The organism is Micromonospora sp. DT201 (genome assembly GCF_049841575.1).
Classification (GTDB): domain Bacteria; phylum Actinomycetota; class Actinomycetes; order Mycobacteriales; family Micromonosporaceae; genus Micromonospora.
This window is the reverse complement of the sequence record NZ_JBNCKP010000001.1, coordinates 193,774-207,497: the sequence shown is the minus strand read 5'-3', so window position 1 is coordinate 207,497 and position 13,724 is coordinate 193,774. Positions and strand designations below refer to the sequence as shown.

At 70.2% G+C, this 13,724-nt stretch carries 12 protein-coding genes; 6 read left to right on the top strand and 6 right to left on the bottom strand.

Annotated features, from left to right (window positions below):
- Positions 1-57: 57 nt before the first annotated feature.
- Positions 58-1,176 carry a GuaB3 family IMP dehydrogenase-related protein gene (locus tag ACLQ28_RS01065; RefSeq protein ID WP_425684298.1) on the bottom strand — a complete coding sequence of 373 codons (1,119 nt, stop codon included), beginning with the start codon at positions 1,174-1,176 and terminating at the stop codon, positions 58-60.
- A gap of 30 nt (positions 1,177-1,206) precedes the next feature.
- Entirely contained in the window at positions 1,207-2,769 is a 1,563-nt protein-coding gene (guaB, locus tag ACLQ28_RS01060) for an IMP dehydrogenase (RefSeq protein ID WP_425684297.1), read from the bottom strand.
- 184 nt (positions 2,770-2,953) lie between these two features.
- Between guaB and ACLQ28_RS01055 the strand changes: the two genes are divergently transcribed.
- Positions 2,954-3,373 (top strand): DUF5319 domain-containing protein, encoded by a 420-nt coding sequence (locus ACLQ28_RS01055; RefSeq protein WP_425684296.1) that lies wholly within the window; start codon positions 2,954-2,956, stop codon positions 3,371-3,373.
- A 22-nt stretch (positions 3,374-3,395) separates the two neighbouring features.
- On the opposite strand, the gene ACLQ28_RS01050 is transcribed toward ACLQ28_RS01055, so the two are convergent.
- On the bottom strand, positions 3,396-4,214 hold the full coding sequence (locus ACLQ28_RS01050) for a response regulator transcription factor (RefSeq protein ID WP_425684295.1): 819 nt from the start codon (positions 4,212-4,214) through the stop codon (positions 3,396-3,398).
- Between the two features lie 253 nt (positions 4,215-4,467).
- Between ACLQ28_RS01050 and ACLQ28_RS01045 the strand changes: the two genes are divergently transcribed.
- A complete protein-coding gene (locus ACLQ28_RS01045) occupies positions 4,468-4,851 on the top strand; it encodes a WhiB family transcriptional regulator (RefSeq protein WP_184178586.1) in 384 nt (127 codons plus the stop codon).
- 793 nt (positions 4,852-5,644) lie between these two features.
- Positions 5,645-6,229 (top strand): hypothetical protein, encoded by a 585-nt coding sequence (locus ACLQ28_RS01040; RefSeq protein ID WP_425684294.1) that lies wholly within the window; start codon positions 5,645-5,647, stop codon positions 6,227-6,229.
- Between the two features lie 333 nt (positions 6,230-6,562).
- On the opposite strand, the gene ACLQ28_RS01035 is transcribed toward ACLQ28_RS01040, so the two are convergent.
- The 3 genes from ACLQ28_RS01035 to groES all read right to left on the bottom strand — a co-directional run bounded on the left by ACLQ28_RS01035 (position 6,563) and on the right by groES (position 10,439).
- Positions 6,563-8,287, bottom strand: coding sequence for a molybdopterin-dependent oxidoreductase (locus ACLQ28_RS01035; RefSeq protein WP_425684293.1), 1,725 nt, complete (start codon positions 8,285-8,287; stop codon positions 6,563-6,565).
- Between the two features lie 126 nt (positions 8,288-8,413).
- On the bottom strand, positions 8,414-10,054 hold the full coding sequence (groL, locus tag ACLQ28_RS01030) for a chaperonin GroEL (protein WP_425684292.1): 1,641 nt from the start codon (positions 10,052-10,054) through the stop codon (positions 8,414-8,416).
- 70 nt (positions 10,055-10,124) lie between these two features.
- The gene (groES, locus tag ACLQ28_RS01025) at positions 10,125-10,439 is read right to left on the bottom strand and encodes a co-chaperone GroES (RefSeq protein ID WP_030330046.1); all 315 of its coding nucleotides are present in this window, start codon (positions 10,437-10,439) and stop codon (positions 10,125-10,127) included.
- 259 nt (positions 10,440-10,698) lie between these two features.
- Between groES and ACLQ28_RS01020 the strand changes: the two genes are divergently transcribed.
- From ACLQ28_RS01020 to ACLQ28_RS01010, 3 genes are all read left to right on the top strand, one after another.
- Positions 10,699-11,895: a THUMP-like domain-containing protein gene (locus ACLQ28_RS01020; RefSeq protein ID WP_425684291.1), complete on the top strand. Its 1,197-nt coding sequence runs from the start codon at positions 10,699-10,701 to the stop codon at positions 11,893-11,895.
- Positions 11,896-11,905: 10 nt separating this feature from the next.
- Entirely contained in the window at positions 11,906-12,385 is a 480-nt protein-coding gene (gene ybaK, locus ACLQ28_RS01015) for a Cys-tRNA(Pro) deacylase (RefSeq protein ID WP_425684290.1), read from the top strand.
- A gap of 180 nt (positions 12,386-12,565) precedes the next feature.
- Positions 12,566-13,660 carry a sugar ABC transporter substrate-binding protein gene (locus ACLQ28_RS01010; protein ID WP_425684289.1) on the top strand — a complete coding sequence of 365 codons (1,095 nt, stop codon included), beginning with the start codon at positions 12,566-12,568 and terminating at the stop codon, positions 13,658-13,660.
- Positions 13,661-13,724: the final 64 nt, after the last annotated feature.

Genomic DNA, 13,724 nt, shown 5'->3' with positions numbered 1-13,724 from the left:
ACGAAGGCCGACCCCGCACCTACGCGGGGCCGGCCTTCCGGCGTGTGACGGGAAGAGTCAGCGGTCGAGGACCAGGCCGACCTTCTGGAACTCCTTCAGGTCGCGGTACCCGCACTTGGCCATCGCCCGACGCAGCCCCCCGAACAGGTTGAGCTGGCCGTCGGCCTCGTCCGCCGGGCCGAAGAGCAACTGCTCCATCGCGCCCAACGGCTCACCGGCAACCTCGAAAGCGCCCCGGGGCAGCGACGGGTGGCTCGCCGCGGAGTGCCACCAGGCACCACCGGCGGGAGCCTCGTCGCAGAGCGACAGCGGCTCACCGAGCATCACCGCGTCCGCACCGCAGCCGAGCGCCTTGGCGATGTCGCCAGAGGTCTGGATGTCACCGTCGGCGATCAGGTGCACGTACCGGCCGCCGGTCTCGTCGAGATAGTCGCGGCGGGCCGCTGCGGCGTCGGCGATCGCGGAGGCCATCGGCACCCGGATGCCCAGCACCGACTCGGTGGTCGACCACTCGTCGCCACCGATGCCCACGATCACACCGGCCGCGCCGGTACGCATCAGGTGCAGAGCGGTCTTGTAGTCCGTGCAGCCGCCGACGATCACCGGAAGGTCGAGGTCGGCGATGAACTCCTTGAGGTTCAACGGCTCGTCGGTGGTCGACACGTGCTCGGCCGAGACGATGGTGCCCTGGATGACCAGGATGTCCACCCCGGCGTCCAGGATCACCGGAGCCAGCGCCAGGGTGTGCTGCGGAGAGACCCGCACCGCCACCGTGCCACCACCGGCACGCAGTTCGCGGACCCGCTCGGCGATCAGGTCCGGGCGGATCGGCTCCGCGTACACCTCTTGGAGCCGCTTGGTGGCGCGGGCGTCCTCGTCGAGGCCGGCCAGCTCCTCCAGCACCTTGGTCGGGTTCTCGTAGCGGGTCCAGAGCCCTTCGACGTTGAGCACGCCGAGACCGCCGAGCTGACCGAGCCGCACCGCCGACGACGGGCTCATGGTGGCGTCGGAGGGGTGGCCGACGCACGGGATGCCGAACGGGTACGCGTCGAGCTGCCAGGAGGTCGAGACGTCGTCGACGTCCCGCGTGCGGCGGCTCGGCACGATGGCGATGTCGTCCAGGTGGTAGCCGCGCTGCGCGGTCTTGCCCAGCCCGATCTCGACCACGTCACGCATGGGGGACTCCAGGTGGTTGGGGGTGGTGGGTCAGCGGGAGTGGTAGTTGGGCGCCTCGACGGTCATCTGGACGTCGTGCGGGTGACTCTCCTTCAGCCCGGCCGCGGTGATCCGGATCAGCTGGCCACGCCGGTGCAGCTCAGGGATGGTCGGGGCGCCACTGTAGAACATGCCCTGCCGCAGCCCGCCGACTAGCTGGTGGGCGACGGTGGCGAGCGGGCCACGGTAGGGGACCTGCCCCTCGATCCCCTCCGGGATCAGCTTCTCGTCGGAGATCACGTCGTCCTGGAAGTAGCGGTCCTTGGAGTAGGACTTCTGCACACCCCGGCTCTGCATGGCGCCGAGGGAGCCCATCCCCCGGTAGGACTTGTACTGCTTACCGTTGATGAAGATCAGCTCACCCGGGCTCTCCTCGCAACCCGCGAGCAGGCTGCCCAGCATCACCGAGTCGGCGCCGGCGACGAGCGCCTTGGCGATGTCGCCGGAATACTGCATCCCGCCATCGCCGATCACCGGCACACCCAACGGCCGGCAGGCCCGAGCCGCCTCCATGATCGCGGTGATCTGCGGTACGCCGACCCCGGCGACGACTCGGGTCGTGCAGATCGACCCCGGGCCGACTCCGACCTTGACGGCGTCCGCGCCAGCCTCGGCCAGCGCGCGAGCCCCGGCGTACGTGGCCGAGTTGCCCCCGATCACCTGGACGTCGGTCTCCCGCTTCAGGCGCTGGATCATTTCGACGATCGCCCGACTGTGGCCGTGCGCCACGTCCACCACGATCACGTCCACCCCGGCGTCGACCAGGGTCCGAGCCCGCTTGTACGACTCCTCGCCGAAGCCGATCGCGGCGGCGACCCGCAGCCGGCCCGAGGAGTCCTTCGTCGCCAGCGGGAACTGCTCGCTCTTGGTGAAGTCCTTCACCGTGATCAGACCGCGCAGTCGGCCGCCCTCGTCGACGAGCGGCAACTTCTCGACCTTGTGCTTGCGCAGCAGGTCGAGCGCGTCGGCCTTACTGACCCCGACCGGCGCGGTGATCAGCGGGAGCTTCGTCATGACCTCGTGGACCGCGGTGGCCGGGTCGGAGACGAACCGCATGTCGCGGTTGGTGATGATGCCCACCAGGGCACCGCTGGCGTCGGTCACCGGCAGCCCGGAAATTCGGAACTTCGCGCAGAGCCGGTCGACGTCGCGCACCGTGTCCTCGGGCGAGCAGGTCACCGGGTTGGTGATCATGCCCGACTCCGAGCGCTTCACCAGGTCGACCTGCTGGGCCTGGTCCTCCATCGAAAGGTTGCGGTGCAGGACACCGATGCCGCCGTTGCGGGCCATCGCGATCGCCATCCGCGCCTCGGTCACCGTGTCCATCGCGCTGGAGACCAGCGGGATGGCGATCTCGATCTCCCGGGTCAGCCGAGTGCGGGTATCCACTTCGCTGGGCGCCACATCCGACTCGCCCGGCTGCAACAGCACGTCATCGAAGGTGAGACCGAGCGGAACCACTCGGGCAGAGCCGGTCGGCATCTCGGGCAGGTGGCCGCCCAGGTCGGCGTACTCGACGCCGGCCGCAAAGTCGACGCTGGGCGAATTTTCCACGATTGCTCCCCTGAGCTGCTCGGATGGGCTTCAGCGAGGTGGCGCGGGCGGGCACCGGAGCGCGCCACGGTGCCGGCACGTCTCCTTATCGTACCCAGTGAGCTGGGCGACTCGTCCGTGGTGGGCCGGCCCGGCGCAAGCCGGGGGGCGGGCGTCCCCGCCGCGTTGGGTCTACGGTGAGGGGGTGCACGACGAGCCCATCGACCCGTTCAATGGTGACCCGGCCGATCCGACAGCGGGTCTGGAGGACCCGGGCGATGACGCGACGCCGGATCCGCTGACCGACGTCGAGCGGCAGGATGTACTGGAAGACCTCGCCGACCTGGAGATCTACCAGGCTCTGCTGGCCCCGATCGGGGTCCGCGGGCTGGTGATCGAATGCGAGGACTGCCGGGAGCCGCACTACTTCGACTGGGACCTGCTCCGGGGCAACCTGCGGCACCTTCTCAACTCGGGTCGCCCCCGGGTGCACGAGCCCGCGTACGACCCCGACCCGGACCACTACGTGACCTGGGACTACGCCCGCGGCTACGCCGACGGGGTGCACGACACCCTGACCGAGGGCACCGAGGACGAGCCGGGCACCCCGACCGTCACCGGGTGACGGTGGCGCGCGACGGCGCGCCTCAGGCGACCAGGCCAGCCCGGAAGCCGGCCGCCACCGCATGCGCCCGATCCCGGGCACCGAGCTTGCGGAACAACCGGCGGGCGTGCGTCTTGACGGTGTCCTCCGAGACGAACAACTCCCGGCCGATCTCCGCGTTGCTCTTGCCCTCGGCCATGCCCAGCAACACCTGAAGCTCGCGTTCGGTCAGCCCGATCGACGCGCGGGTGGACCGGGCGTTCGGGGCGGGCCGGGCCGGGTCCGTCTGCTCGGCCGCCGACTCGCCGGTCGCAGACTCGGCCTCGTCGTCACCCCGCTGCACCGGCACCGACGGCACCCCCGCCTGCCCCTCGCCGGGCGTCGCCGCCCAGCCGGGCTCACCAGAGCCACGCGGCGACGGCCCCGAACGACCGGAACCGCCCACCGCCGCGGCGTCCCGGGCCGGATCGGTGATCCTCTGCCGGGAGGCTCGGCCGGGTGCCGTGAGCAGCAGCAGAGCCTTGGCAACCGCACTGGTCAGGTCCTGGTCGACATTCTGAATGAGACCTCGGGCGCCAGCGCTGATGGTGGCCGCCGCCGCCTCGGACTCTTCGGTGCCGAGCAGCAGCACCGCAGCCTGCGGCGCGCGAGCCAGCACCCGACGGACGAAGCCAGCGCTGTCCGGCCGAGTGAGGGCCGTATCGGCCAGCACCACGTCTGCCGGTCGCTCAGCCAGCCGCAGCATCACCTCAGGATCGGAGACGGCGGTACGAACGATTGCGGACAACCCCAGCCGCGCGGCAGCAGAGTTTAGGTGCTGGGCCGCGAGTGGTGTCCGAACGCACACAAGAACGGTACGCACTGTGGTCTCCTCTCCGCCAACGAGCAGACCATGACCGGGTCGGCTGGGGAGGGGGTTCCCGGCAATCCTTCGAACTTTTCCGACAAATAGGGCAGAAGCCGCAATTTCTCGGACGTTTTCGATCACAGAAGTGTGAGTTGACGACAGCCCGGGTACCGGGAGGTCCAGGCCGGGAACGGTGCGCCTGCGCGGCCCGCCGCCCGGATGCCGGCCATAAGGATTCTCGCGGAGCCGCGCGGGAGGAGGGGTGCTGATGTCGAACGTACGTAGACTGCCCGGACCCATCGTCGATCTCTGGGACTGGCAGCGACTCGGTGCCTGTCGAGGGCGGGACAGCGCCCAGTTCTTCCACCCCGACGGCGAGCGAGGCTCATCCCGACTACGCCGCGAGTCCGCCGCCAAGTCCGTCTGCCGCGCCTGCCCGGTCCGAGCCGAGTGCGCCGCGCACGCGCTGTCGGTCCGCGAGCCGTACGGCGTGTGGGGCGGTTTCAGCGAGGCGGAGCGGCTGCGGCTGCTCGCCGTCGGCTGGGAAGACCTGGCCGACCGCCGGCACGCCCGGGTCGACGTCGCACGGCTGGAGGCCCGACTGGGCCGACCCCACAAGTCGACCGTTCCGGCCCAACGCAACGTCGCCTGACGTCCCTACCAACCGTGACCGCGCCCCGTCACCGGGGCGCGGTCACGCGTTTGCCGAGTACAGACCGACGGCACGGCCCGGTCCCTTGCCGCCCCGCCCCGGCCCGTCCCGTCCGGAACATGATCGACACGACATCGCCGACATTGGGGTAACCCGCGCCTCGGATGCCCCAATGTCGGCGATATGGAGTGGATCACCGCCCGGGGCGGCCGAGGCGAGGTCACGTCCCGCCACACTTGGGTGATTTGTCCGGCCTATGACTGTCGGGCCCGGCCAGACCCTGGTGTACGTGTGGGCGACTTGTCGAGTTTAGGGTGCTCTGGTCTGTGACCGGTCGCACCTGTGGCTCGGAATCATGGCGGGGCCGGGGTCGTTACGTACCCTGACGATCGCAGCACCACGGCCCGGCCACCCCGCGACCCGGGGTTGGAATGCCGGCCCCCGCCCGGTCGTTGTAGTCCCCACGAACGACCACCCGGCTACCGCCTTCACGAGGGTGCCGATGGATGGGCCACCCCCCGGAATGACTCCGGTCCCCGGTCATTACATCTGGACCCGGCGCCCGTAGCCGCGACCCGGAATGACCCCGGCCCCCCGGTCGTTACACACAGACCCGGCGCCACAAGCCCCGCTTGCAGGCCGCCGCTCCAGGCGCCACGAGCCCCCGCGCTTGTAGGCCGCCGATCCCCGCAGACTTTCCCCTTTGTGTATGTGCAGCGCCGGACGAGGTGCTCACACCCTGAACCGACCCCCGTCGGTGCGGGTGTTTCCTACCCCCGAAGGAGCTACCCCCATGAACACGATCATGCGTAAGAGTGTGCTGTCCGTTGCTGGTCTCGCGTTCGCCGGTGGTGTCTTCGCCGGTCCGATCGCCGCGCACGCCAACCCGGTCGACGCCAAGCCCGTCGCAGTCGCCGTGCAGGCCGACAAGCCCGACACGACCAAGCTGATCCCGCACGGCACCCAGGGCGACCAGTCCCACATCACCCTCAACGACGAGCAGATCGGTAACGCCAAGGCGATCATCGCCGCCACGAAGAAGGCCGGCCTGCCCGAGCGCGCCGCGGTCATCTCCATCGCCACGAGCCTGCAGGAGTCGAAGCTGAACAACCTGGGCCACCTCGGCGACATGAACGACCACGACTCGCTGGGCCTGTTCCAGCAGCGCCCCTCCAGCGGTTGGGGTACGCCGGAGCAGATCACCAACCCTGAGTACTCGACCACCGCGTTCCTGAAGGGTCTGAAGCAGGTCGACGGGTGGCAGGACATGCCCCTGACCCAGGCCGCGCAGACCGTACAGGTCTCGGCCTACCCCGACGCCTACGCCCAGTGGGAACAGCAGGCCGCCGACCTCGTCGGCCAGTACTGGAACAGCTGACCACCAAACCACCGCACCACCCGAACGGCAAGACAACCGCTGGCCGGCACCCCAAACCCGGGGTGCCGGCCACCGGCATACCCACACCCACGCCAACGCCAACGCCAACGCCAACGCCAACGCCAACGCCAACGCCAACGCCAACGCCAATCGTGGAGTTGTGGTGCCCGGTCGAGGATGCGTGGGACAGCTTTATCCCCCACCACAACTGCTTGATCGACGAGGGCAGACGTGCGGCGCGCGTGTGGGGCACGGTTTTGGAGCCACACGTGCACAGGGGCCCGGCGCTGCTCCCACGGCGGGTTAAGACCCCGGCGGCATCCGACCGGGCGGTCAGCGGACGGTGACGGTGACCGTGTGCCAGCCGGTCGCGCCGTCCGGGACCACGCCCTGCTTACGCTCGGTCTGGGCCTCGCCGGTCGCGTCTGTCGCCCGGACTTGGAGCCGGTGCTCGCCCGGCGTGGCGTCCCAGCGCCAGGACCACTGCACCCAGGTGTCCACCGACACGGTCGGGGCCAACTCCGCCTGCTGCCACTCTCCGCCGTCGACGCGTACCTCAACTCGGCTGATGCCCCGGTGCTGCGCCCAGGCGACGCCAGCGACGGTCACCGGCCCGGTGGTCAGTTTGTTGCGCCCCCGGGGCGTGTCGATCCGCGACTGGGTCTTGATCGGCCCCTGGGGGGACCAGCCGCGCGGCACCCAGTACGCGTCGAAGTCGGCGAACCGGGTCAGCTCAAGCTCGGTCACCCATTTGCAGGCTGACACGTAACCGTAGAGGCCGGGCACCACCATCCGGACCGGGAAGCCGTGCTCGACCGGCAGTGGCTCGCCGTTCATGCCGACGGCCAGCAGCGCGTCCCGCCCGTCGCGCAGCGCGGCGGTGGGGGTGCCGCAGGTCCAGCCGTCGACCGACCGGCCGACGACCTGGTCGGCGTCCGCGTCCGGGTCGACCTCGTCCAGCAATTCCTTGAGGGGTACGCCGAGCCAGCGGGCGTTGCCGATCAGATCCCCTCCCACCTCGTTGGAGACGCAGGCCAGCGTGACGTAGCGCTCGACGAGCGGTCGGGCCAGCAGGTCCGCGTAGCTGTAGGTGCGCTCGGTGCCGACCCGCCCGTGGATCCGCAGCCGCCAGGTGTCGGGGTCCACCTGCGGCACCACCAGCGCGGTGTCGATCCGGTAGAACCCGAAGTTCGGGGTGACGTAGGGCGCCACCTGTGCCAGCGAGAGGTCCGCGCCAGCCGGCACGGCCGGTGCGGGGGCGACGGGCGCGGGCAGTCGGATCGCGTCCCGGGCGGCGGACACCCCGCGTCGACCGGCCAGCCAGCGCCCACCGAGACCGGCGACTACGGCCGTGCCGAGGAGCACCCCACTGCTGGTGAGGAACCGCCGCCGCGATTCCGGGTCGACTCCCTCCGGCCTGCCCAGCGCGGTCGTGGCCGCTGCCGCCGGCTCAGCCGGGGTCACCGGCACCGGCAGGTCCTCGGGGGTCGGCGGGCCCGCCGTCGGCGGCTCGGCCGGGGTCACCGGCACCGGCGCGGCGGGAGTCACCGGCACCGGCAGGCCCTCCCGAGCCGACGGGTTGGCCGGCGCGGTGGGTGCGGGTGACGTCCAGGGCCAGGGGTCCAACTCGAACGGACCGGCGATGAACAGCCAGAGCACCAGAGCACCAAGACCAGCGCCGACCAGCGACGGCAGCGCGTCGGCGGCGTCCGCACCGGGGCGGGTCAGCGCGGCGGCCACGCCGATGGCACCGAACGCGGCTATGCCGGCCTGCCCGAGTGCCAGCCGGCGGACCGCCAGCACACCGAACAGCGCGGCGAATGCTCCGAGCAACAGGCCCGTGATGACCAGCAGTGCGATCTTGTCGGCGGTGCCGAAGATGTCGATGGCGAACTGCTTCAGCGACTCGGGGACGGCGTCGACGACCACCCCGCCGACCGCGACCAGGGGCGCTGACCGAGGGCCGGTCAACACTGCCACCGGTTCGGCGATCCCGATCGCGACGGCGGCGGCGGTCACTCCGGCCAGCGCGGCGTAGCGCCGCGACGTGGTGCTCATCGGCCCAGTGTGCGCGATCTTCTCGCCCGCTCGCCAACAACGTCAGCGTCCGGTAATGACCGGCGAAGACGAACCGGGGCACACCGTCGTATGACGGTGTGCCCCGGGACGGGTGTCGCTACCGGGTCAGAAGCCCGGGCCGTGCTGGTGGCCGTGGCCGTGGCCGTGCCCACCGGCGGCGGCCGGCTCGGCCTGCTCCGGCTTCTCCACCACGAGGCTCTCCGTGGTGAGCAGCAGCCCGGCGATCGAGGCGGCGTTGGTGACCGCATTACGGGTCACCTTCACCGGGTCGATGATGCCGGCCTTGACCAGGTCGACGTACTCGCCCTTGGCAGCGTCGAGGCCGTGGCCCCACTTCAGGTCGGCGACCTTCTGCGTCACGACGTAGCCGTCGTGACCGGCGTTCTGCGCGATCCAGCGCAGCGGCTCGACGAGCGACTTGCGCACGACCGAGACGCCGACCTTCTCGTCACCGGTGAAGCCCAGGTCGTCGTCGAGGACCGACAGGATCTGCACCAGGGCGGCGCCGCCGCCGGGCACGGTGCCCTCCTCGACCGCAGCCTTGGTCGCCGCGATGGCGTCCTCGATGCGGTGCTTGCGCTCCTTCATCTCGACCTCGGTCGCCGCACCAGCCTTGATCACGGCGATGCCACCGGAGAGCTTCGCCAGCCGCTCGGCCAGCTTCTCCCGGTCCCAGTCGGAGTCGGAGGCCTCGATCTCCTTGCGGATCTGGGACACCCGGTCGGCAACGTCGGCCTTCTGGCCGCCGCCGTCGACGATCGTGGTGTTCTCCTTGTCGACCACGACGCGCCGAGCGGTGCCGAGCACCTCAAGGCCGACCTGGTCGAGCTTGTAGCCCAGCTCCGGGGCGACCAGCTCGGCGCCCGTGGAGATCGCGATGTCCTGGAGCATCGCCTTGCGCCGGTCACCGAAGCCCGGGGCCTTGACCGCGCAGACCTTGAGGGTCTTGCGCAGCGAGTTGACCACCAGGGTGGAGAGCGCCTGGCCGTCCACGTCCTCGGCGATGATCAGCAGGGGCTTGCTGTTCTGCAGGACCTTCTCCAGCAGCGGCAGCAGCTCCTCGATCGCCGAGATCTTCTGGGTGGTGACCAGGATGTACGCGTCCTCAAGGACGGACTCCTGACCCTCCAGGTCGGTGACGAAGTTCGGCGAGATGAAGCCCTTGTCGAACTGGAGACCCTCGGTCACGTCCAGTTCGGTGGTGAGCATGGAGCCCTCCTCGACGGTGATGACACCGTCGCGGCCGACCCGCTCCATCGCCTCGGCGATCAGATCGCCGATCGTGGTGTCCTGCGCGGAGATCGTCGCCACGTTCGCGATCGACTCCTTGCTGGTGACCTCCGCGGCACGGCCGAGCAGCGCCTCGGAGACCTTGGTGGCCGCCGCGTCGATGCCCCGCTTGAGGCCGGCCGGGTTGGTCCCGGCGGTCACGTTGCGCAGACCTTCGCGAACCATCGCCTGGGCCAGCACGGTCGCGGTGGTGGTCCCGTCGCCGGCGACGTCGTTGGTCTTGGTCGCCACCTCCTTGACCAGCTGCGCGCCAAGGTTCTCGTACGGGTTGGTGAGCTCGATCTCCTTGGCGATGGTCACACCATCGTTGGTGATCGTCGGCGCACCGAATTTCTTGTCCAGGACGACGTTGCGCCCGCGCGGGCCGAGGGTGACCTTGACCGCGTCCGCGAGGGCGTTGACACCGTGCTCCAGCAGGTGTCGGGCGTCATCCGAGAAGCTCAGGATCTTCGCCATGAATGTCCCTTCGAAATGCCATTGCCCCGGCCCGGCGAGCCGGACCGGGGCAATGGCATTGATCGGTTGCTTACTTCTCGATGACCGCGAGGACGTCGCGGGCGGAGAGCACCAGGTACTCCTCGCCGGCGTACTTGACCTCGGTGCCGCCGTACTTCGAGTAGAGAACGGTGTCGCCGACCTGAACGTCAACCGGAACCCGGTTGCCGTTGTCGTCGACGCGCCCCGGGCCCACAGCGAGGACAGTGCCCTCCTGCGGCTTCTCCTTGGCGGTGTCGGGGATCACGATGCCCGACGCCGTGGTGGTCTCAGCCTCGTTCGCCTGGACCACGATGCGGTCCTCGAGCGGCTTGATCGCAACCTTGGTCGCGGTAGTCACGGGCATACCCTCCTGGGGTACTGGTTTCGTTGCTGGCCGGCGGGGCCGACCAGCGTCAATCTGCCTCATGCCACCGGGCGGGGCCGTCGTCGCGGGTGCCGGTCCGCCTGGCGTGCGCGCCCGGGTCGCGAGACCCGGAAGCTGGCACCCTCAGGGTGAGAGTGCTAATCGCAGGTTATTCCGTGGCTAGCACTCCGTCAAGGAGAGTGCCAGCGAGTCGCGCCCCGCCAGCCTGTATTTCCGGGTCGACCCGGACAATGACCGGGTGGATCTCGATCAGCTGGCGGCGCTGCGTACCCCTGAGGGGTCGGCCGCGCTCACGGCGGCGGCCGAGCTGGCCGGCGGTGATCCGCTGGCCGCGGCGTCGGCGCTGCGCGCGGCCGGGGTGCCACCGACGCTGGCCGCGGCGGCGCTCACCCAGGCCGAGCTGCGCCAACGGGCGGTCGGCAAGTTCGGCCCGGCTGCCGCTGGGATGTTCCTCACCCGCCCAGGCCTGGAGCAGGCCACCCGCCGGGTGGTCGCCGACCGTCGGGCCGCCCGGCTGCACGCGGCCGGCGTCCGCACCCTGGCCGACCTCGGCTGCGGCCTCGGCGCGGACGCACTGGCCGCCGCCCGCGCCGGCATCCGGGTGTACGGGGTGGAGGCCGACCCGGTGACCGCGGCGATGGCCGCCGCGAACGCGACGGCGGCCGGGCTGGCCGACCTGTTCACGGTCGAGTGCGGTGATGCCACCGCGTTCGACGTCTCCCGTGTCGACGGTGTCTTCTGCGACCCGGCCCGCCGCACCACCGGTACCGGACGGCGGATCTTCGACCCACGCGCCTACTCGCCACCGTGGGATTTCGTCACCGGGCTTGCCGAGCGGGTGCCGCGCACCGTGGTGAAGGTGGCGCCGGGCCTGGACCACGCGCTCATTCCGGCCGGCGCGGAGGCGGAGTGGGTCGGCGTGGACGGCGACCTGGTCGAGGCCGCGCTCTGGTGCGGCGAACTGGCGGAGGTGCCCCGCCGTGCCACCCTCTACCGCGAGCGGGGTGCCGAGGCCCACCGCCACCAGCTGACCGGCTCGGGTGCCGACGAGGCGCCGGTCGGGCCACCCCGCCGATACCTGTTCGACCCGGACCCGGCGGTGGTGCGCGCGCACCTCGTCGCCGAGCTGGCCGTCGAACTGGACGCCACCCTCGGCGACCCGAGCATCGCCTACCTCTACGCCGACCGCCCGACCCGCACCCCGTACGCGCGCTGTCTGGAGATCACTGACGTGCTGCCGTTCTCGCTCAAGCGCCTGCGGGCCCTGCTGCGGGAGCGTCGGGTGGGCCGGGTGGAGATCCTGAAGCGGGGTTCGGCGCTCACCCCGGAGCAGCTCCGGCGGGACCTGCGGCTGGCCGGCGATGCGGCGGCGAGTCTGGTGCTCACCCGGGTCGCCGGCGCACCGACCGTTTTGATCGGCCGGCCGGTCGACTAGCGTCGCCAATGTGGCGGGACAGGGCACGCCGGCGACGGCACTGGTGGTCAAGCGCGGGATCGCGCATCGCACCCATCCGTACCGGGTGGCACCAGACGCCCCGAACTATGGCGCGTTGGTGGCGGTGGCGCTCGGCGTGGCGCCGGAGCGCGTGTTCAAGTCACTGGTGACCGAGGTCGACGACGCGCTCACCGTGGCGGTCGTCCCGGTCACCGGCGAGTTGGATCTGAAGGCGCTCGCGGCGGCGGTCGGCGGCAAGCGGGCGGCGCTTGCCGACCGGGCGGTCGCCGAGCGGGCCACCGGCTACGTACGCGGGGGGATCAGCCCGCTCGGGCAGCGGAAAAGGTTGCCCACGGTGCTGGACGACTCCGCGTCGGACTTCCCGACGATCTATGTCTCGGCCGGTCGACGCGGTCTGCAACTTGAACTGGCCGCGGCGGATCTAGTGGCGTTGACGGACGCCCGTACCGCACCGCTTCAGGCCCGCTGACGACAGTCGTTACGTGGACGGACCCGTGGGATACCCACGGAGTAACAGTCGCGTTGCTGAATTGTTATCGCTGCCAACAAACTCGGTGCCTGCGCGGTCTTGTGGAGGCGGTGTGACGCGCAATACGTTGCCGGACACAACAAAAACAACACCTCCCCCACCCCCGAAAGGACCCTGCACATGCGTAAGGGGATCCTCACCATCGCCGCCGTGGGCCTGCTCACGACCGGCGGCTTGACCGCCTGCAGCGACGACTCCGGCACCGGCTCGGCCGACTCCAAAAAGACTCCCAAGATCGGCGTGATTCTTCCGGACAGTAAGTCCTCCCCCCGCTGGGAGACCGCGGACCGTCGCTTCCTGGAGGAGGCGTTCAAGACCGCCGGCGTCCAGTCCGACATTCAGAACGCCCAGAACGACAAGGCCGCCTTCCAGACCATCGCCGACCAGATGATCACCGGCGGCGTCACCGCCCTCATGATCGTCAACCTGGACTCCGGCACCGGCAAGGCCGTGCTCGACAAGGCCAAGTCGCAGGGCGTCGCCACCATCGACTACGACCGGCTCACCCTCGGCGGCTCCGCCCAGTACTACGTCAGCTTCGACAACGAGACCGTCGGCAAGCTCCAGGGCGAGGGTCTGGCGAAGTGCCTGACCGAGAAGAACGCCAAGAACCCGGTCGTGGCGTACCTGAACGGCTCCCCCACCGACAACAACGCCACCCTGTTCAAGGCCGGCTACGACTCGGTGCTCAAGCCGAAGTTCGACGCCAAGGAATACACCAAGGGTCCGGACGACGCCGTGCCGGGCTGGGACGGCCCCACCGCCGCGACCATCTTCGAGCAGCAGCTCACCGCGACCAAGGGCAAGATCGACGGCGTGCTGGCCGCCAACGACACTCTCGGCAACGCCGCCATCTCGATCCTGAAGAAGAACAAGATCAACGGCAAGGTGCCGGTGACCGGGCAGGACGCCAGCGTGGAGGGCCTGCAGAACATCCTCGCCGGTGACCAGTGCATGACCGTCTACAAGGCCGTCCGGGAAGAGGCCAAGGCCGCCGCGGACCTGGCCATCGCGCTAGCCAAGGGCGAGAAGAAGGAGACCGGTCAGACGGTGAAGGACCCGGAGGGTGGCCGCGACGTCCCCTCGGTGCTGCTCACCCCGAAGGCGATCTACAAGGACAACGTCAAGGACGTCGTCGCCGACGGCTACGTGACCAAGGAGCAGCTCTGCACCGGGACGTACGCCAAGCTCTGCGGCGAAGCCGGCATCAGCTGACCGACGCCGCAGTACCCGCCGGGACGACCATCGCCGCCCGGCACGGGAGCACCCTCCCGTGCCG

What these genes read in the sequence shown, in the direction of transcription:
- ACLQ28_RS01045 (WP_184178586.1), top strand. Translation starts at nt 4,468, where the DNA reads ATGTCGAACGTACGTAGACTGCCCGGACCCATCGTCGATCTCTGGGAC.
- ACLQ28_RS01035 (WP_425684293.1), bottom strand. Translation starts at nt 8,287, where the DNA reads ATGAGCACCACGTCGCGGCGCTACGCCGCGCTGGCCGGAGTGACCGCC.
- groES (WP_030330046.1), bottom strand. Translation starts at nt 10,439, where the DNA reads ATGCCCGTGACTACCGCGACCAAGGTTGCGATCAAGCCGCTCGAGGAC.
- ACLQ28_RS01010 (WP_425684289.1), top strand. Translation starts at nt 12,566, where the DNA reads ATGCGTAAGGGGATCCTCACCATCGCCGCCGTGGGCCTGCTCACGACC.
- ACLQ28_RS01040 (WP_425684294.1), top strand. Translation starts at nt 5,645, where the DNA reads ATGAACACGATCATGCGTAAGAGTGTGCTGTCCGTTGCTGGTCTCGCG.
- ACLQ28_RS01065 (WP_425684298.1), bottom strand. Translation starts at nt 1,176, where the DNA reads ATGCGTGACGTGGTCGAGATCGGGCTGGGCAAGACCGCGCAGCGCGGC.
- groL (WP_425684292.1), bottom strand. Translation starts at nt 10,054, where the DNA reads ATGGCGAAGATCCTGAGCTTCTCGGATGACGCCCGACACCTGCTGGAG.